Source organism: Synechococcus sp. MIT S9451, assembly GCF_047304725.1.
In the GTDB taxonomy this organism is placed as follows: domain Bacteria; phylum Cyanobacteriota; class Cyanobacteriia; order PCC-6307; family Cyanobiaceae; genus Synechococcus_C.
In genome coordinates this window covers 447,123-463,448 of the sequence record NZ_CP138971.1, presented here as the reverse complement: position 1 = coordinate 463,448, position 16,326 = coordinate 447,123, and the positions used below count along the sequence as shown (strand labels likewise).

Sequence of the window (16,326 nt, the reverse complement as noted above, 5' to 3'; positions counted from 1 at the left end):
CTCAGAGCTCCAGCCAGTTTTTTACTTTCATGAGTGCTGGCCAGCCCGGTTTACGAACCAGCCCGTCGGCGATGGATGCCTGCAATTCTTGGTTGACCTCCGGCGCTACGGCCAGGATTTGCTGCACCACCTGCACATGATCGCGTACGCCCTTGGCCTTGGTTTCCAGCATTGCCAGGCTCAGGTTGATGCGGGCCTGGGGGTCCTGACCATTCAGTTTCACGGCCAAACGGGCCGATCGCAGCGCTTCTTCTGGCTGATCGCAGAGCAATTGCAGCCAGGCCAGGCAAGTCCACCCCGCCGATTGGCGTGGGGCGGCGTTGGTGATGGTGATGAAGTCCTCAAGCACTTCAGTGGCTGGAGCACCGTCTTGGTAGCGGGCCATTGCCTGTTCAAACAGGCTTTCATCGTTCGCTTCGGTCACCGTTCCGCTGGCGTCTGCAGTGCCATCAGATTCCCATGCAGCCGGTTCAGACTGCGAAGGAACTTCCGCAGCCGCAGGTCTGGCTGGCGTTGGGGTTGGTGAAGTTGAAGCCGCCCCCGATCAGTGCTGTGCTGAAGTCCAGCTGCATTCCGTAGATGTAGAGCAGGCTCTTGGGGTCACACACCACTTGAAACGCTGCACCATCTGGGGCGTTGTAGTCATACACCTCATCCCCTTCCTCGATCTCGGAACTGGGAACGAAATCCATCGTGTAGCTCATGCCGCTGCAGCCACCTGAGCGAACGCCGACCCGCAGCACCTGGTTTTGGCCCTGTTCGTTGCAGAGCTTGGCCAGCTGCTGCATGGCTGGATCGGTGATTTGGATGCCTTTGCCGTCCTTAGCGGTATGGGCGATGGTCTCTGTGGTGCCAGCAGGAGGGACGGATGCGGTCATGGAGGTGGGATCAGTCCGGTCTCCGTACTGTATGGAGGCTCGTTCATGGCTGCCGAATTCATAGAGTCAGTTCGTTGTTGGCGGATGCAGCCGGTGCGGGTCGCGATCGTGGGTGCGGGTCTTGCCGGATTGTCGGCTGCTGTTGATCTGGTGGATGCCGGCCATCAGGTGGATTTGTACGAAGCCAGGCCATTTATGGGCGGCAAGGTTGGCAGTTGGGAGGACGACGACGGCAATCACATCGAGATGGGCTTGCACGTTTTTTTCTTCAACTACGCCAATCTTTTTGCTCTGATGCGGAAGGTTGGCGCCATCCAAAATCTGCTGCCGAAGGACCACACCCACCTCTTTTGCAACCGCGGCGGCGATCTGCGCGAGCTCGATTTTCGCTTTGCTCTTGGTGCGCCTTTCAATGGGCTGAAGGCGTTTTTCACCACCCCCCAGCTCACCTGGATCGACAAACTGCGCAATGCCTTGGCCCTCGGAACGAGCCCGATCGTTCGCGGACTGGTGGATTACGAGGGCGCGATGCGCACGATCCGGGCGCTTGATTCAGTCAGCTTCCAGGATTGGTTTGTGGGCCACGGCGGCAGTCTGGAGAGCATCCGTCGCATGTGGAATCCGATCGCCTATGCGCTCGGGTTCATTGACTGTGAAGCGATCTCGGCTCGCTGCATGCTCACCATCTTCATGATGTTTGCGGCCAAGACCGAAGCCTCCAAACTCAATCTGCTCAAGGGGTCGCCCCATCGCTGGCTCACCGCTCCGATCTTGGATTACATCCAGGCCCGTGGCGGCAAGCTTCATCTCCGCCACCGAGTGAAAGAGGTGCAGTTCACCGAGGCCGACACCCCTGAAGTCACAGGACTGATCCTTGGTACCCCCGAAGGTGAGCGGCAGATCCAGGCCGATGCCTACCTGGCAGCCTGTGATGTTCCGGGTATCCAGAAGCTGCTGCCAAAGGCCTGGCGCCGCTTTCCCCAGTTCGATGCCATTCACAACCTGGAGGGTGTCCCGGTCGCCACTGTTCAGCTCCGCTACGACGGATGGGTGACGGAACTAGGGGACGGTGCGCAGGAGGAGAAACGTCGCCGCGACCTCGCGACCCCCGCAGGTCTGAATAACTTGCTCTATACCGCTGATGCTGATTTCAGCTGCTTTGCTGATCTGGCACTGGCGAGCCCTGAGGACTACCGCAAGCCTGAACTTGGTTCCTTATTGCAGTGTGTTCTCACCCCCGGAGATCCCTGGATTCCCAAGTCGGTTGACGCCATCGTGGCCCACACCGATGCCCAGGTTCGTGAACTCTTTCCCTCCGCCAAAGGCCTCACTTTGGTGTGGAGCAACGTGGTGAAATTGGCTCAGTCGCTTTATCGCGAAGCCCCAGGGATGGAGCCGTTCCGCCCAGATCAGAGCACACCCATCGGGAATTTCTTCCTGGCGGGTAGCTATACCCGTCAGGACTACATCGACTCGATGGAGGGCGCCACGATGAGCGGGCATCTTGCTGCCGCTGCCATCCTGGGCCGATCGGCTCGCTTGGCCACCAATGCCGCAGTTGCCTAACTGAATCTATGGGACGTTGGCTTGAACACACTGTCACCACTGACGTGAGGGCTCCCGTCTCCAGGGTGTGGGCGGTGTGGAGTGACCTGGAGGCGATGCCGCATTGGATGCGCTGGATTGAATCGGTCCAAACTCTTGATGACCCTGATCTCACCGACTGGACCCTCGCGGCTCAGGGATTTCGCTTTCGTTGGAAGGCAAGGATCACCACCCGTGTGGAGGCCCAGCAGTTGCATTGGGAGTCGGTGGGTGGCTTGCCCACCAAAGGCGCAGTGCGTTTCTATCCAGAGGCTGACGACCGTACCGCCGTCAAACTGAGCGTTACGTACGAATTGCCGGGGGTCTTGGCACCCCTCATGGAACCGAGCATCTTGGGAGGGATGGTTACCCAGGAACTCCAGGCGAACCTTGACCGATTCCGGGATCTGGTGGAAAGCGATTACACCGTGTCGGCCTGATCAGTGTCGGCCTGATCAGCTGTCTCGGCAGTTGTTGATGGTGTTGCTCACGGTGCTGGCCGGTTGTGCCAGCCCGGATCCTGACGAATCCCTGATGACTCCCAGCAGTCCATTGGGCTCTCCTTCTCCTGCTGTCATGCCCGAGGAGAACCAGATCGCAGCGATTCCTGCAGTCCCCCCCGCCACGCTGACGCCGCTTCCCACCCCTGCTCAGGTTCAGGACTCTGTGAGCCGGGGACGGGTCGATCCTTTCGCGCCTTTGGCTGGGGGGGCTATTGGCAATGCCTCGTCCTCCCAGCCAGGTTCGGTGCCGATCAGGCTTCAAGGTGTGCTGTCCGTTGGTGGACAGTTGCAGGCTCTTGTCAGCATTCCGAAGGACTCTGGAGCGATCTCTGGAGCGATCTGCGTTGGCCCCTCTGGTCGCTGTGGATCGGAACTCAAGGCGATCCTTCCCCAAGACTGGTCCGTGCTGAGGATTGATCTGCAGCGCGGTTGTCTTACCTATGCGGTGGCGGGCAAGGCTCAGGAACCTGTCTGCTTGGTGGAATCCAAGGCCTGAACACAGGCTTGCACCAGTCCTGGGATGTCATGGGGATCCGCTTCCTGATCGACGCGACCCAGCAGCTCAAGACAGCGTTTGCTGGTCTGCGGACCAATCGACACCACTTTGGCTGTGTCCAGTCGCGTCAACCATTGGGAGCCGAATCGTGCCTCGAGAAGCTGAGCTGTGTGGATCACGGTCTTGCCACTGCTGAAGGTGAGGGCAGCGACCTCGCCAGCCTCCAAGGCCGCCGCCGCATCATTCGGGATGCTTTCAGGACAGCGGGACTCGTAGGCCGCCACCTCGACGACCCGTGCGCCTGCTTCCCCGAAGGCTTCTGCCAGCAAGGTGCGCCCGCCGCTCTGCACACGTGGGATCAGCAACCTCAGCCCCCAGCCAGATATCGGGAAATGTTCGATCAGACTGTCAGCAACGAAGTTGGGTGGCACGAAGTCCGCCTCCGCACCCAGCTCTTCCAGTCTTGCGGCGGTCTTGCGCCCCACGGCGGCAAGTCTGAGGCTGCTGGGTCGTCCAGACAGACTTCCCCCCTGCCTCTGCAGTCGTTCCTCCACCGCGTTCACTCCATTGGCGCTGGAGAACACCAGCCAGTGGAATTCATCCAGTTCGGCCAGAGCGTCGTCGAGCGGTCCCCACTCATCCGGTGGTCCGATCACCAGGGCGGGAAGGTCGATCACGCTGGCTCCGAGTGCTTCCATGAGCTGGCGTCCTTCGCCCTGCTGCTCCTGGGCTCGGGTGAGAACCACCGTGCGGCCTTGCAGTGGCAAGCTCATCGACCGGCCTCGTTCAGTTTCACCAGACCCTCCACCTGGCTGCGCAACGCCTTGGCTTCGTTGTTGCGCCCCTGGGCTTCCAGCAGATCTAGGGCGATCCGGAAGCCGTTGCGGGCTCCATCGATGTCGCCGCCCATCAGCAGTGCCACCGCCAAATTTTGATGGCATTCAGGGTGGTTGGGATGGCGCTGAATCGCCTTGGTATAGGCGTTGATGGCCGCGGCGATGTCGCCTCGGCGCCTTTGCATGAGGCCGAGGTTGTACCAGCCAAGGGCCACTTCCGGAGCCTGTTCAGTGGCGGTGGTGGTGAGCTTGATCGCCTCCTCCAATTGGTCGGTTTCCATCAGCAGCACCGCCAGGTTGAGGCGTGCCCCAAGGTTGAGACGGGGCTCCATCGGCAGATCTAGCGCTTGCTGGTAAGTGGCGATGGCGGTGGTGGGATCATCGTCGCGCTGCGCCATGGCGAGATGGAGCAGTAGCTCATACCGCTCTGCAGTGCGATCCATGCTTTCCCCCAGGGATGCGAGGCCCTGATGCAGCAGAGCGACGCCTCGATCTCGGTTCCCTGCAGCCACCTCAAGGGCGCCCAGCTTGGCGCAGGCATAGGGATCACCAGGCTGCTCGCCCAGCCATTGCTCCATGGCTTTTTGGAGCCGCTGGGCCTTGTCACTGCCCTGGAGAAGCTCGGGGCGATAGCCGTCATGGAGCAGTGCTGGGGCGCTGCAGTTGACGATGCGCCACTGGGGCTCATCGCGGAGCAGGGCCTCGACGCTGTCGTCGATCATTGAGTGGTACGGACGGCTCCACCGCAGGCGTGGATGACGGCGGAACAGCCGGCTGACACTCGAATAAGGGGCCATGGCCGCACCCCTCTCGTAGCGCAGCAAATTGATCACCAGCACATCGGGCTGGCTCATCAGTTCCTGCAGGGCGGGGATGGCCTCGGGTAGGAGCTGTTCATCCGCATCCAAGACCAGCACCCAGTCGCCGCTTACGTGCTCCAGTGCCGCATTGCGTGCGGGTGCGAAATCTCCTGGCCAGGGCATGTGTTCCACCCGTGCGCCGGCGGCCTCGGCCCGCTGCACGGTGTCATCCGTTGAGCCGGTGTCGACCACCACCATCTCGTTGGCTAGACCCCGAACCGAGGCCAGACAGGCCTCGATCCGATCGGCCTCATCGCGCACGATCATCGAGAGGCTGAGCATGGAGGCTTCACGGTTCGCGCTGAGGCTACGGCCCTCGGCTTGGCTCTGCTGCGTTTGCTGTGGCTGAATCTCAGTCGGTGAAACCCTGCCCAGGCCCTGTGCCCGTGGTCTCAGGCTGTGTGATCAGACGACTCAGGGCGGAGTGCTGGGCATCGGGCATTTGGCCTGGGCTGTAGGCGGCCGGAATGCCGGCCTCAAGCCTCGCGCGCAAGGCCTCCCAGCTGTATGGACTTCCGTAGATCACAACCCCGGCAAGCCGACCTGCGCGTTGTAGCTGGGCGAGGGCATCCCCCCAGGGTTCTTGTTTGTCACGACCGCCTCGGAAGGGATTACCACGCAGAAACAGTTGCACCAGCACAGGTCCGTCCCCCAGTCGCTCCAGCGCCAGAGGGGAAGAGGGCTGGTCGTCCCGCCAGATTGACACCGCCATCGGGTGGATGATCAACGGACTGAAGCCTGCTCGTTCAGGCAGCAGGAGGGCTGGAGCCGTGGCATGGAGTTGAGGGCAGGGCAGCACCCCATCCACCCGGATCAGATTGATGCCCTTGCCTGCCGCTGCAGCCTGGATGCGACCCCCGTTGGTCTGGCAGGTCAGCTCCACGAGTTCGGTGCTGAGCGCGCGTTCTTTTGGGCTTTCCTGTGCCAGGAGCTGGTGGCTTGCTTGCTCGCTGCGTTGTTGTTCAGGAGCTGCAGTGTTGATGCGCTGTAAGGCCTTTTGCCGTCTTTCCAAACTGGCATCGAGCTGCTGCCAAGGGATCCGTCCGGAGCGCAGGCCAGAGCAGATCGCTTTGATCGCCGCGTCGGCGTCCTCAGGCATGAGGATTAAATCAGCCCCTGCCTCGAAGGCGAGACGTGCTGCCTCACCGGGGCTGTAGTGCTTTCTGATCGCCTCCATCACCAGGGCATCGGTGACGATCAGGCCTTCAAAGCCAAGCTCTTGCCGCAGCAGTCCAGTGAGGACCGGCTTCGAGAGGGTGGCAGGCCGTGTGGGATCAAGCGCAGGGATTTCCAGATGGGCAGTCATCACGCTGTCGATACCCGCAGCGATGCTTGTCCGAAAGGGCAACAGTTCGATCCGCTCGAGCCGTTCCCTGTCATGGGGGAGCACCGGGAGCTGCAGATGCGAATCCACCGCAGTGTCCCCATGGCCCGGGAAGTGCTTGGCACACCCCAGCACTCCCTCTCTGGTGAGGCCACGTTGGAAGGCGAGTGTGAGCTTTGAGACTGTCGTTGGGTCGTTCCCCCAGGCCCGGACATTGATCACTGGATTGTCCGGGTTGTTGTTGACATCCACGACTGGTGCCAACACCCAGTTCAGGCCGCACTGGCGGGCCTGTCGGCCTGTGCAGGCGCCGTAATGCTCTGCGAGGGTCTCGGCTTGCGCAGGGTCGGAGGCATACAGGCTGGAGAGGGCCATCGGCGGCACGAGCCATGAGGCTCCTTCAAATCGCTGGCCGACCCCCTCTTCGACATCGGCGCAGAGCAGGAGCGGCCGGCCGGCCCAATCACGCAGCTGCAGGCAGCGCTGCTGCAGTTCCACGCAAGTGCCTCCAAGCAGGATCACACCGCCTACACCCGATTGGAGAAGCCGCTGCAAGTCGGCATTGTTGAGCTCCCAGCGGGGGTAGCGCCGTTGTCGGTCTCCGGCATGTCCACTGGCCCGAACAACGATCAGGCTTGCTACCCGCCTGTGCAGTTCTTCGTCCGTGAGTGCCTGGCTGCTTGGTGACGGAAACGACCCCAGCGTCACGATGCTCCTTGCTCGGCTCCGCTTTCGGGGTCTGCATCACTGCCGGCTGGGATCGCGCCGCGTTCTCCCCGTTCCTCCTCAAGGCGGTTGAGCAGATTGAGAACGGTGGTTCCCTTCTCGATTCCACGATCCAGCTGGAAAACGACCTCCGGCGCACGGCGCATCTGCAGGCGTCGCCCCAGTTCTCCGCGTAGGTAGCCGCTGGCGGCCTGAAGGCCTTCGAGCACCTGCTGTCGCTGCTGCTCCTCGCCGTAGATGCTCACGAAGATTTTGCAGTGCTGGAGATCACCGCTCACTTCCACTTCGGTGATGCTCACCATCCCTTGATGCACGCGCTCATCGCGGATCCCATGGATGAGCAGTTCGCTTGTTTCGCGTCTGATCAGGGCCGCGACCCGCTCCACTCGCCGTCCCGGTGCCATGGCCAATCAAGCCAGAGGTGATGGCGTCACCATGGCACGGAGCACCAGGCTCAGGCTGATCATGCCGCTGATCAGGGCACCGATGAGGGCCACGGCGGTGACCGGATTGCTGCGGCGCCGTGCCAAGGGTTCGGCGACAGAATTCAGGACTCCCAGACCGAAGGCGATCAGGTAACGCGGATAGCGCGTCACATTGACGAAAAAATCTCTCATGGTCAGTTATTGCAGTCGGTTTGGCTGGGTGGAATGAACGTGGGCAAGTCTTGGCTGAGGGCTCGCATGCCCAGGACAAAGCGCGCGAGACGGAAGCAACAAGGTGCTGAACCGAATTTTAGGGCGTCCAAATGACGCATGAGTTGCTCGAGAAACGAGATGAATCGATGTGATGCCAGGCCTTTTGGGGAGGCCTTGACATGACGAATGGGAAAAGGCTTGCCCAGCAGTGTCATGGATGGCAATGCATGGGTTGGTCACGCCCAAGCTGCTCTGAGGGTTGGATCTTTCAACTGTTGCCGCTTCACTCTCATCCCGGGACAGTTTTCGTGAGGTGAAGAGTCTCAATCTCAATCGTTTTGTCTTTCAAAAAGATGCATTTGGCTTTGGCAGATTCTTTTGGGGGATGAAACTGCAACCGTCACCTGTTCGGAATTCTTCTCGTTCGGGATCCGACTGTGATGTCGCAAACCTTGTCGAGTAGAGACGACAACCTCTCGCAGGGAGATGGCGAAGGTCGGATTCAGATGGCTACCCTTCCGTTCCCTGGTTGGTGCAGGCCATGTTGGAGCTTCATCAGTTCCGTCATTCAGCCTTTTGTCTCAAGGTGCGGATGATCCTTCAGGCCAAATCTCTGAGCTTTCGAGTCGTGGAGGTGACCCCCGGTGTGGGCCAAATCGACGTGTTTCGTCTCTCCGGTCAGCGTCAGGTCCCTGTCCTTGTGGATGGCGACACGGTGGTGCCCGATTCCAGTGCGATTGCACTGCATCTTGAACAACACCATCCTGCGCCTTGTTTGATCCCTGCAAATCCACGGGAACGGGCCCAGTCCCATCTGCTGGAGGACTGGGCAGACACCACCCTGGCAGCGGCCGCCAGGGTCGCCCTGGCTCAGGCGGCGGTTGGGGATGGGAGTCTCTTAGCTGCCTTATTACCTGATGCTCTCCCCGCACCTCTTCGCCAGACGGTGGGGGCCCTACCTGGTGGATGGCTGCAGGGTCTTGGTGAGGTGGTTGATCAGGGGGAACGTTCAGCCATGCTCGCCAGCCTGATTCAACTGTCTGATGCGGTTGACGTCAGTCCTTGGTTGGTCGGAGATGGCCTGACCATTGCAGATCTCGCCGTGGCTGCCCAGTTGTCTTTGCTCCGTTTCCCCCCCTCCGCCGGAGAAGCCTTGGCAGGTCGAGGGGTGCCTGGGTTTAGTGATCATCCCCGTTTGCAATCCCTGTTCCGTTGGAGGGATCAACTCGAGGATCAGCTCCTGCAGGCTGATCCCGCTGCCGTGTGAGCCGTAGCTCGTAATGGCTTGTGTTCAAGGCCTGGTTGGACGACTGGGCTCCCGGTCCCGGGTAACGGGCTTGCCATTGCTCGGCACAGATCAGGTTGATGTCGTCCGCACAGAGGCTGTATCGGCTGAGGGTTTCGATCCTGCTAATGCGTGGAGGACCGTTGCCATGCAGGATCTGGAGCACCAGCTCATCGCTCACAAAGGGCCTTTGATCGGTGGACGTCTGACGACGACCGATCACGGTTGTTTCCAGTGTTCGATCGTCCGAGAGATGGGCCAGCTGGCGATTGACCTGTTCCGGTGCTTGCTCCACTGAGAGCAGTTGCTCACCGAGAAGGGCTTCGCCGATCGCACGGGCATTGAAGCGCCGGTCTCCGACCACGTCGGCCTTGCCATCGATCAGCGGATGGAGCGCATGGAAGCGAGCCGGATGTTCAAGCCTGCTTTGGTCGGCCAGATCAGTGCTCTCAACCATCCATTCCCCCCTAAGCCACTCGGGATAGATCAGGTCCTGGTGCTGACGAGGCCGCGGCAATGGTGCCGGCAGCTGCCAGTGAGGCCAGGCCTGCTGTCGCTCATCCAGCCAGTCTTCCGCCCCCCAGGCTGGATTGGCATCCACCAAGAGCAGTGCCTGAATCGAGAGCAGGCTGATGATGATGGTCAGCAGCCGTTGCGCCATGTCTGATCCCCTGATCCGTGCCTGTGAGCACTACGTGGTGCTGGAGCCCGGTCAGCCGGAACAGCTTCTGAGTGCCGACGACACCTTGGCATGGCTTGAACAGCACCTGACCTCACTTGACGCTCTGCCTGAAGACCTTGATGCACAGGGCTCGGTAGCGGCGGCGGCCCTTCGATTGCTGGACACGGCCTGTGATCTGGAACTGCAGCCAGGTATCAACCTTCAGTGGTTTGCAGTCCGTCTGGAGCCTCCTGGTTCGAGCTGAGGATGGTTGGAATCGCTTCCAGCACCATGGCCGCCACCTCTTCGGCTGACTGGTCGCCAACGCTGAGATGGAGGTCAGCCTCCGCATAGAAGGGGTTGCGTTTGCTCAGCAGGGCATCAAGGGAGGCCGTGGGGTCATCGGTCTCCAGCAACGGCCGTTGGGTGGGGTCGTTGGCCAGACGCTTGAGGATGCGCTCCCTGTCTGGGGCGAGCCAGATCACCACACCCTGATGCAGAACTCCCCAGTTCTCCGGCCGGGTCACCACTCCGCCGCCAGTGGCCACCACCAGGGAATGGCGCTGGCCAATCGCCTGCAGAACCTGGGATTCGATTGCGCGAAACCCTGCTTCGCCATCCTCCGCAAAGATCTTGGGGATGGGGCGACCGGCCACTTGTTCGATCACCGGGTCGGCATCCACGAACCCGTAACCGAGTTGCTTGGCGAGAGGACGACCACTGCTGCTCTTGCCACTGCCCATCATCCCCACCAGGTAGAGGTTGCGTCCCCCCAGTCGGGAACGAAGCGGGTGGGGCCCGTTCTGGGATTGGTCAGTCATGGAGAGCGGCAGGCGTTCAGGGTGGAGTCGCGTCAGGCCTTGGTCGGTTGCACCCCGGGACTCCCTAGGATGCCCGCTGGACTTACCACGCCATGACTGAACCCTCAGCTGTGGCATGTGCCGCAGATCTGCCTCAGACGGCGACGCATGGCCGGGGCAGGGGGTGTGTGATCACCCGTAGAGCCTGTTTTAGTGCCAGTCACCGCTACTGGCTGCCTGAATTGAGTGCAGATGACAATGCTGCCCGGTTCGGACCCTGTGCTTTGGCTCCTGGCCATGGTCACAACTACGAGCTGATCGTGTCCATGGCCGGAGGCCTGGATGCCGATGGCATGGTGCTCAACCTCTCAGAGGTGAAGCATGCGATCCGCACTGAGGTGACGGGCCAGCTCGACTTTCGCTTCCTCAATGAGGCTTGGCCAGAGTTCGATGTTTCCACACCTGCTGGTTGCCTCCCCACCACCGAAGCGTTGGTGAGGTCGATCTGGCAGCGTCTCACCCCGCATCTGCCGATCACGGCCCTACGTCTCTACGAACAACCGGGCCTTTGGGCCGACTATCTCGGACATCCCATGGACGCCTTCCTGACGATTCGCACTCATTTCGCCGCCGCACACCGTTTGGCGCGCCCGGAATTGAGCCAGGAGGAGAACGAACGCATTTATGGCAAGTGTGCCCGTCCCCATGGCCATGGTCACAACTATTTGGTGGATGTGACGGTGCGCGGCACAATCGATCCCCGAAGTGGCATGGTCTGTGACCTCTCGGCACTGCAGCGGTTGGTGGATGATTTGGTGGTGGAACCCTTCGATCACACGTTTTTGAACAAAGACGTGGCCTTCTTCGCTGAGTGCGTTCCGACGGCTGAGAACATTGCCCTCCACATTGCTGACCGCCTCTCGGCACCGATTCAGGCCATTGGCGCCCATCTCCACAAGGTGCGTTTGCAGGAAAGTCCAAACAATGCCGCTGAGGTCTATGCCGAAGTGCCTCAGCTGGACATGCAGCCCGCTGCCCTTGAGGCGGTTATGGCGTCCTGAGTCCTCCCCCCTCCACCATGCCGCACAAGCTGAGGCTGGTGCTGGCCATCAGCCTTGATGGACGTCTAGCCCCGCCGAAGGGTGGGGCCGCTCATTTGGGTGGTGAGGGTGACCGCAAGGTGCTTGATCGAGCCCTCGCTTGGGCTGATGGCTGTTTGCTCGGTGCGGGCACGTTGCGGGCCCATCGCTGCACCTGCCTGATTCATGATCCGGAGTTGCTGCAAAAGCGTCTGGCAGCAGGACGATCCCCCCAACCCTCCGCGCTGGTGGTGACCTCACGGATGCAGCCGCAGTTCCCCCTGGATTGGCCTTTTTTTCATCAGCCGCTTGAACGACAGCTTCTGCGCCCTGCCGATCCTTCCCTGCCTGATGGCTTGATTCCCGGCTTTGATCACGTGCACGTGATGGCCGATTCCTGGCGTCAGACGCTGGATGGGCTGGCGTCAAAGGGATTGCATCGTCTTCTCCTCCTGGGAGGAGCGTCTCTAACCAGTTCCTTGCTGCTGGCTGATGCAGTCGATGAGCTTCAACTCACCCTCACCCCTCGGGTGCTCGGAGGGCGCCACGGTTGGATTCCCTTTACTGAGGAGAGCCTGCCCTCAGCGTTGGCTGTCGCGGATGCCTGGAGTTTGCAGGAGTGCATGCCCCTTGAGAGCAACGAGTTGATGGTGCTTTATCGGCGCAGGCGTTCGAGCAGCGTTTGAAGCAGACCAGGATTCAGTTCGGTGGTTGGCAGTCCTATCAGGGAGGTCACACAGCGCTGGATCACCACCTCGGAGTCATCGCCGATACGGCCTCTGAGCAGCTCGGTGAGGACCCCCAGTTCTCTGCCGGTGCGACCGGCTTCACGAATCAAGCAGGCACTCACGGGTTTGGCCAAAGACCGGCAGGGCTGTTTCGCCAGCGTGCTGAATCCTTGGCCCAGCCCTTCGGTCGCCTCGCTCACCAGGGAGGTGCAGCTTTGTGTGAGGTGTGTCTCAAGGCGGGGACGCAGCAAATCCAGCAGCGGCTGAAGCAGGCCGGCTCGGGCGGTCTGTGGTCCGGCTCCCAGCAGCAGGAGCATCACGAGCCAAAGGCCACGCTGGGTCGACGCAAAACCGTTCACGGTGGAAGCGGCGCCAAAGTTTCAGTCTGGTCACAGCCAGCGCCTGCTCGTTAGGGTCGCCCCATCCGCCTTGCCTTCGCCGGCCATGACCGCGCTGTCTGCCCGTTGGCATCGCTCTCTGAGCGAGATCCCTGAACAGCAATGGCAGAGGCTGGTTGGGGAGGAGGTTTCTCCTTTCTATTGCTGGGATTGGCTTGTTGCCCTGGAGGAATCGGGCAGCATTGTGCCCAAGCTTGGTTGGCAGCCTTTGCATCTGTCGGTGTGGCGCTCCGACGATCAGCTCGTCGGCGTGGCACCCCTCTATCTCAAGGGGCATAGCTATGGAGAGTTTGTTTTTGATCAAGCGTTTGCGCGTTTGGCTGCCGATCTGGGAGAGCGCTATTACCCCAAGCTTGTGGGGATGAGTCCAGTGAGCCCGGTCCAGGGCTATCGCTTTCATACCGCCCCAGGCGAGAGCGCTGCGGAACTCACGGCCGTGATGTTGGAGCTGATCGACCAGTTCGCCTCTCGCAATGGCATTCTCAGCTGCAATTTTCTCTATGTGGATCCCACCTGGCAGCCTTTGGCGGAGGCGGCCGGCTGCGCCACCTGGATCAATCAGCAGAGCCTTTGGACCGCGGATGGTCAGCAGACCTTCGCGGACTATCTGGCTGGCTTCAATGCCAATCAGCGTCGCAATATCAAGCGCGAACGTCGGGCTGTCGAACAGGCAGGCCTCAGGGTCACACCACTCAGTGGTGCCGACCTTGATCCCAGCCTGCTCCAGCGCATGCATGGTTTTTATGAGCAGCACTGTGCCCGGTGGGGGATGTGGGGAAGCAAATATCTCGAGGCCTCGTTCTTCGATCGGCTGGCATCCCCGGCGATGCGAGAGAGGGTGGTTCTCTTTAGTGCCCATCGCGGCGATGCGCGTGAACCGGTGGCGATGTCGCTGTGCGTGCATGACCATCAGCAGCTGTGGGGGCGCTACTGGGGCAGCGAGGAGGAGATCGACTGCTTGCATTTCGAGGTGTGTTACTACGCCCCGATCGCTTGGGCCCTGAAGAGGGGACTGCAGCGATTCGATCCTGGAGCGGGTGGCAGCCACAAGCGCCGTCGTGGTTTTGTGGCTCGCCCTCTAGCCAGCCTCCACCGTTGGTATCACCCGGCCATGGATGGTTTGATCCGCCAGTGGTTGCCTCGGGCGAATGCCTTGATGGAAGAGGAGATTGAAGCGATTAATGCTGAGCTGCCCTTCAAAGTGGAGCCGCCCTCCTTGTCATTTGTAGCCTGTGACCATGGCTGAATCCATGCAGATGGTTGAACCACTGAAGGAGCTGCAGTCTCTGGATGATCAGTTGTCTCAGCGCTTCATTGCGCTTGATCCAGCTGGCTATTTCCTCATCCGTGTGGACCGGGAGACCCTTGAGTTGGTTGTTGAGCACTTCGCGAATGACGTCGACGAAAGCGGCAGAGCCACTGATCCTGAGACCGGTGAAGTGTTGGAGTGCCGGGGTAGTGCTCCTCGAGCTGCAGCAGCTGTTTACCGCTCTCGAACCGCGAAACAGATGGGCATTCAACTCACCGAGGGGGAGGGCCCTCACCCCCTCAGCTGCTTAGACCATGCGCTCTATCTCGGACGGGAGCTTCAGCGGGCCGAGCAGGCGATGCTGAGCGGTGAAGATTACGTGCAGGACTAAGACTGACTGAGAGGGCAACCCGGTTGGCTCGCTGACCTCGATCAGACGGGTTGGAGTTCCCGGGTGCTTTTCGGCTCTTCAGGTGGCAGAGATTCGAGCTGGTCACGAATTTCTTGCTGCACGATCGAGCGGTACTCGAGGAAATGCTCATTGTGGGCAAGCACCACAAGGAACTGTTCGAGCATGGCCGGGTTGCTTCGTGCCATACCGATCATGTAGCGCCAGAAACGGCTGCGGGTATTGCGCTTAAGGCCCTGACGCCAGATCACAATCGCGAGAGCGCGAAGATCCGTGAGGGTTGGAAGTTTGGTGGACCCCTTCCAGCGGGGTGCTCCCATCTTTAAGTAGTAGGAATAGACCCGATCCATGTAGGCATTGGGCTCATAGAGAGCGCAGAACGCCTCGACGTATTCATTGGCAATATCCCGGATCGGACGGGTTGGTTCGAAATTGAGAAGGTTGGTCTGGTTGACCCCTTTGGCGGCATCCTTGTCTTGGATCAGGCGACCTTCTTTTTCCAGTCGATGCCACAGCGCGGTATTGGGCAGTGCCTGCAGCATTCCCATCATCGCGGCCGGTATTCCAGTGCGGGTGACGAAGTCCACAATCCGGCGTCCGGCCCCTTCTTTCTCGCCATCAAAACCGATGATGAATCCGGCCATCACCCGGATGCCATTGGCCGTGATTCGATCCACTGCCGCATCCAGTGGATTGCGGGTGTTCTGTACTTTTCGGGCCGTTTCCAGGCTGGCTTCGTCTGGTGTTTCGATGCCGAGGAAGACGCTTTCGAAGCGAGCTTCGTGCATCATTCGCATCATCTCGTCGTCATCGGCTAGGTCGACGGATGCCTCCGTGGCAAAGCTGAACGGATAACCCCGTTCTTCTTGCCAGGCCTTGATTTGCGGCAGCAGCAGTTTGGCGTTGCGTTTGTTGCCGATGAAGTTGTCGTCGACCAAGAAGATGGATCGCCGCCAGCCAAGGTCGTAGAGCGACTGCAGCTCAGCCACAAGCTGCTCAGGAGTTTTTGTGCGTGGCTTTCGGCCATACAGCACGATGATGTCGCAGAACTCACAGTTGAACGGACAGCCTCGAGAGAACTGAACGCTCATGGAGTCATAAGCATCTAACTGGAGCAGGTCGAAACGTGGAATGGGTGTGCCGGTGACATCGGGCTTGTCGCCTTCTGCGCTGAATCTTCCACTGGTGTCTCCGCGTTGGATCGCCTCGATAAACAAAGGCAGGGTGATTTCACCCTCATCCAGCACTTTGAAATCGGCTTTGGCAATCTCCGGTGCGTCTGGCGTAGAGCTGGCATAAGGACCGCCGACAGCGACAAGCAGTCCACGACTTTTGGCGATGGAGATCTGTTTCTCCATGTCGTCCTTCTGGACGATCATGCCTGAGATCACAACCAGTTCCGCCCAGTCCCATTCGGCTTCGCTAACTTCCCGCACGTTGCGGTCCACCAGCTTCATCTCCCACTCCTGAGGAAGCAGTGCAGCCACAGTCGCTAGCCCAAGGGGGGGGAGCAGCACCTTGCGGTTCACCAGCTCAAGGATCTTTTCGTAGCTCCAGAACGTTTTCGGGAACTCCGGATAAACAAAAAGGGTTCGCATGGAAGCGCTGCGACAGGGCAGAGATGGGGAACGGTGTGCTGCCGGAGCAGAAGCAGGTGGCCGAACTTGGGCGCTGGCCCGTCCGAGATCAGTCAATCGAATGCGACAACCTTAAGGGGTATTTGGCTGTGACAGCCCTCGGGTCTGATCTAATAGACCAGTCTTGCCATCACTGCCGTGGGTGTTGTCTTCTATCTGGGTCTGGTTGGTGCAGGCCTTGTCGCCGCTGCTGTGATCGGTGGAGTGCTGCGTGGAATCAAGTTGATCTGAAGCT

21 protein-coding genes are annotated in these 16,326 nt (G+C 60.4%); 10 read left to right on the top strand and 11 right to left on the bottom strand.

Features of this window, described 5'->3' with window-relative positions; all coding sequences use genetic code 11:
* Position 1: 1 nt before the first annotated feature.
* Both SIB72_RS02600 and SIB72_RS02595 read right to left on the bottom strand, forming a co-directional pair.
* Positions 2-385, bottom strand: a complete 384-nt coding sequence (locus SIB72_RS02600) for a hypothetical protein (protein WP_115121136.1) — start codon at positions 383-385, stop codon at positions 2-4.
* A gap of 85 nt (positions 386-470) precedes the next feature.
* Positions 471-878 carry a HesB/IscA family protein gene (locus SIB72_RS02595; RefSeq protein WP_413744492.1) on the bottom strand — a complete coding sequence of 136 codons (408 nt, stop codon included), beginning with the start codon at positions 876-878 and terminating at the stop codon, positions 471-473.
* 93 nt (positions 879-971) lie between these two features.
* Between SIB72_RS02595 and zds the strand changes: the two genes are divergently transcribed.
* The 3 genes from zds to SIB72_RS02580 are packed head-to-tail and all read left to right on the top strand — an operon-like array spanning position 972 to position 3,461.
* Positions 972-2,444 carry a 9,9'-di-cis-zeta-carotene desaturase gene (gene zds / locus SIB72_RS02590; protein WP_413745021.1) on the top strand — a complete coding sequence of 491 codons (1,473 nt, stop codon included), beginning with the start codon at positions 972-974 and terminating at the stop codon, positions 2,442-2,444.
* A gap of 8 nt (positions 2,445-2,452) precedes the next feature.
* Complete coding sequence (locus SIB72_RS02585; protein ID WP_115121116.1) at positions 2,453-2,902, top strand: SRPBCC family protein; 450 nt, start codon at positions 2,453-2,455, stop codon at positions 2,900-2,902.
* Complete coding sequence (locus SIB72_RS02580; RefSeq protein ID WP_413744491.1) at positions 2,853-3,461, top strand: hypothetical protein; 609 nt, start codon at positions 2,853-2,855, stop codon at positions 3,459-3,461. The genes SIB72_RS02585 and SIB72_RS02580 overlap by 50 nt, the downstream gene beginning before the upstream one ends.
* Here the strand turns inward: SIB72_RS02580 and SIB72_RS02575 are convergent.
* The 5 genes from SIB72_RS02575 to SIB72_RS02555 form a co-directional block, all read right to left on the bottom strand.
* Positions 3,425-4,234, bottom strand: coding sequence for a uroporphyrinogen-III synthase (locus SIB72_RS02575; RefSeq protein ID WP_413744490.1), 810 nt, complete (start codon positions 4,232-4,234; stop codon positions 3,425-3,427). The genes SIB72_RS02580 and SIB72_RS02575 overlap by 37 nt on opposite strands.
* Positions 4,231-5,439: a glycosyltransferase gene (locus tag SIB72_RS02570; RefSeq protein WP_413744489.1), complete on the bottom strand. Its 1,209-nt coding sequence runs from the start codon at positions 5,437-5,439 to the stop codon at positions 4,231-4,233. The genes SIB72_RS02575 and SIB72_RS02570 overlap by 4 nt, the downstream gene beginning before the upstream one ends.
* 70 nt (positions 5,440-5,509) lie before the next feature.
* Positions 5,510-7,183: a glycoside hydrolase family 3 N-terminal domain-containing protein gene (locus tag SIB72_RS02565; protein WP_413745020.1), complete on the bottom strand. Its 1,674-nt coding sequence runs from the start codon at positions 7,181-7,183 to the stop codon at positions 5,510-5,512.
* Between the two features lie 2 nt (positions 7,184-7,185).
* Entirely contained in the window at positions 7,186-7,611 is a 426-nt protein-coding gene (gene rbfA / locus SIB72_RS02560; RefSeq protein WP_115017802.1) for a 30S ribosome-binding factor RbfA, read from the bottom strand.
* Positions 7,612-7,617: 6 nt separating this feature from the next.
* A complete protein-coding gene (locus SIB72_RS02555) occupies positions 7,618-7,824 on the bottom strand; it encodes a DUF751 family protein (protein ID WP_115017726.1) in 207 nt (68 codons plus the stop codon).
* Positions 7,825-8,386: 562 nt separating this feature from the next.
* Here SIB72_RS02555 and SIB72_RS02550 point away from each other — a divergent pair.
* A complete protein-coding gene (locus SIB72_RS02550; protein WP_115121139.1) occupies positions 8,387-9,112 on the top strand; it encodes a glutathione S-transferase family protein in 726 nt (241 codons plus the stop codon).
* Here the strand turns inward: SIB72_RS02550 and SIB72_RS02545 are convergent.
* Positions 9,024-9,791, bottom strand: coding sequence for a DUF6816 family protein (locus SIB72_RS02545; RefSeq protein ID WP_413744488.1), 768 nt, complete (start codon positions 9,789-9,791; stop codon positions 9,024-9,026). The genes SIB72_RS02550 and SIB72_RS02545 overlap by 89 nt on opposite strands.
* Between SIB72_RS02545 and SIB72_RS02540 the strand changes: the two genes are divergently transcribed.
* The gene (locus tag SIB72_RS02540) at positions 9,790-10,056 is read left to right on the top strand and encodes a chlororespiratory reduction protein 7 (RefSeq protein WP_115017731.1); all 267 of its coding nucleotides are present in this window, start codon (positions 9,790-9,792) and stop codon (positions 10,054-10,056) included. The genes SIB72_RS02545 and SIB72_RS02540 overlap by 2 nt on opposite strands.
* Here SIB72_RS02540 and SIB72_RS02535 read toward each other — a convergent pair.
* On the bottom strand, positions 10,007-10,612 hold the full coding sequence (locus tag SIB72_RS02535) for a shikimate kinase (RefSeq protein ID WP_413744487.1): 606 nt from the start codon (positions 10,610-10,612) through the stop codon (positions 10,007-10,009). The genes SIB72_RS02540 and SIB72_RS02535 overlap by 50 nt on opposite strands.
* 92 nt (positions 10,613-10,704) lie before the next feature.
* Between SIB72_RS02535 and SIB72_RS02530 the strand changes: the two genes are divergently transcribed.
* A complete protein-coding gene (locus SIB72_RS02530) occupies positions 10,705-11,652 on the top strand; it encodes a 6-pyruvoyl trahydropterin synthase family protein (RefSeq protein WP_413744486.1) in 948 nt (315 codons plus the stop codon).
* A 17-nt stretch (positions 11,653-11,669) separates the two neighbouring features.
* Positions 11,670-12,356 carry a RibD family protein gene (locus SIB72_RS02525; protein ID WP_413744485.1) on the top strand — a complete coding sequence of 229 codons (687 nt, stop codon included), beginning with the start codon at positions 11,670-11,672 and terminating at the stop codon, positions 12,354-12,356.
* Here the strand turns inward: SIB72_RS02525 and SIB72_RS02520 are convergent.
* Positions 12,326-12,757, bottom strand: a complete 432-nt coding sequence (locus tag SIB72_RS02520) for a hypothetical protein (protein ID WP_413744484.1) — start codon at positions 12,755-12,757, stop codon at positions 12,326-12,328. The genes SIB72_RS02525 and SIB72_RS02520 overlap by 31 nt on opposite strands.
* An 85-nt stretch (positions 12,758-12,842) precedes the next feature.
* On the opposite strand from SIB72_RS02520, the gene SIB72_RS02515 reads away from it, so the two are divergent.
* Both SIB72_RS02515 and SIB72_RS02510 read left to right on the top strand, forming a co-directional pair.
* Entirely contained in the window at positions 12,843-14,042 is a 1,200-nt protein-coding gene (locus tag SIB72_RS02515) for a GNAT family N-acetyltransferase (protein ID WP_115121124.1), read from the top strand.
* Between the two features lie 4 nt (positions 14,043-14,046).
* Entirely contained in the window at positions 14,047-14,436 is a 390-nt protein-coding gene (locus SIB72_RS02510) for a DUF4346 domain-containing protein (RefSeq protein ID WP_413744483.1), read from the top strand.
* A 41-nt stretch (positions 14,437-14,477) separates the two neighbouring features.
* Here SIB72_RS02510 and SIB72_RS02505 read toward each other — a convergent pair whose 3' ends face one another.
* On the bottom strand, positions 14,478-16,052 hold the full coding sequence (locus SIB72_RS02505) for a B12-binding domain-containing radical SAM protein (protein ID WP_115017747.1): 1,575 nt from the start codon (positions 16,050-16,052) through the stop codon (positions 14,478-14,480).
* A gap of 177 nt (positions 16,053-16,229) precedes the next feature.
* On the opposite strand from SIB72_RS02505, the gene SIB72_RS02500 reads away from it, so the two are divergent.
* The gene (locus tag SIB72_RS02500) at positions 16,230-16,322 is read left to right on the top strand and encodes a cytochrome B6 (RefSeq protein ID WP_115017751.1); all 93 of its coding nucleotides are present in this window, start codon (positions 16,230-16,232) and stop codon (positions 16,320-16,322) included.
* The last annotated feature ends 4 nt before the right edge of the window (positions 16,323-16,326 follow it).